We start from the raw sequence: 637 nt of genomic DNA, 5'->3' as shown, positions 1-637 counted from the left end.
TGGTTGCCTGTCGAGAAAGGGCAACAACGAGTGCGGACCAGCCTGAAAGCCCCGTAGGGCGAGACCTGAAGCGCACATCTGCTGCGCTTCGCCACTAGTAAAGGGAACCACCCTGCCCGTCGTGCCGAAACACAACAGCTGCACACTTCAGGTCACGCTGAGCATGCAAGGGGTGAGTCAGAGGCTCCCTGGCATGCATACCCGGCACACCCGCATTCACGGCAGCAAATTACGCAGCCATAACAGCCTGCGTATCGCCAGCCAGTTCAAGGCAGCGCCGGAAGCCTTTCTGCGCATGATCGTGGTCCACGAACTGGCTCACTTCAAAGAAACCGACCACAACAAGGCGTTTTATCAGCTCTGTTCGCACATGGCGCCGGACTACCATCAACTGGAACTGGATACCCGGCTCTGGCTTCTCTGGCAGGACACACGCAACCGCTGACACAGGCACCGCCGGCAAGAACCAGATTGCCCCCTGACGCCCCACTCCAACAGCACGAAAACGTCAAAAACCTCTTTATTCAACAAGCATTTACATTATCAATCGCGAATATCAGAAAAGACCATGGCCGGCAGTTTCATGTCTCCGCCATAAGGGCGTAGTATGAAATGACTTAACGTCATAACGCAGGGT

General features: G+C 55.4%; 1 protein-coding gene. It reads left to right on the top strand.

The window, feature by feature from the left end:
• Positions 1–193 precede the first annotated feature (193 nt).
• Positions 194–445, top strand: coding sequence for a YgjP-like metallopeptidase domain-containing protein (locus A3730_RS20695; protein WP_363970953.1), 252 nt, complete (start codon positions 194–196; stop codon positions 443–445).
• The last annotated feature ends 192 nt before the right edge of the window (positions 446–637 follow it).

Source organism: Alcanivorax sp. HI0044, from assembly GCF_001634945.1.
This window is presented reverse-complemented; position numbering and strand designations above follow the sequence as displayed.

What these genes read in the sequence shown, in the direction of transcription:
- A3730_RS20695 (WP_363970953.1), top strand. Translation starts at nt 194, where the DNA reads ATGCATACCCGGCACACCCGCATTCACGGCAGCAAATTACGCAGCCAT.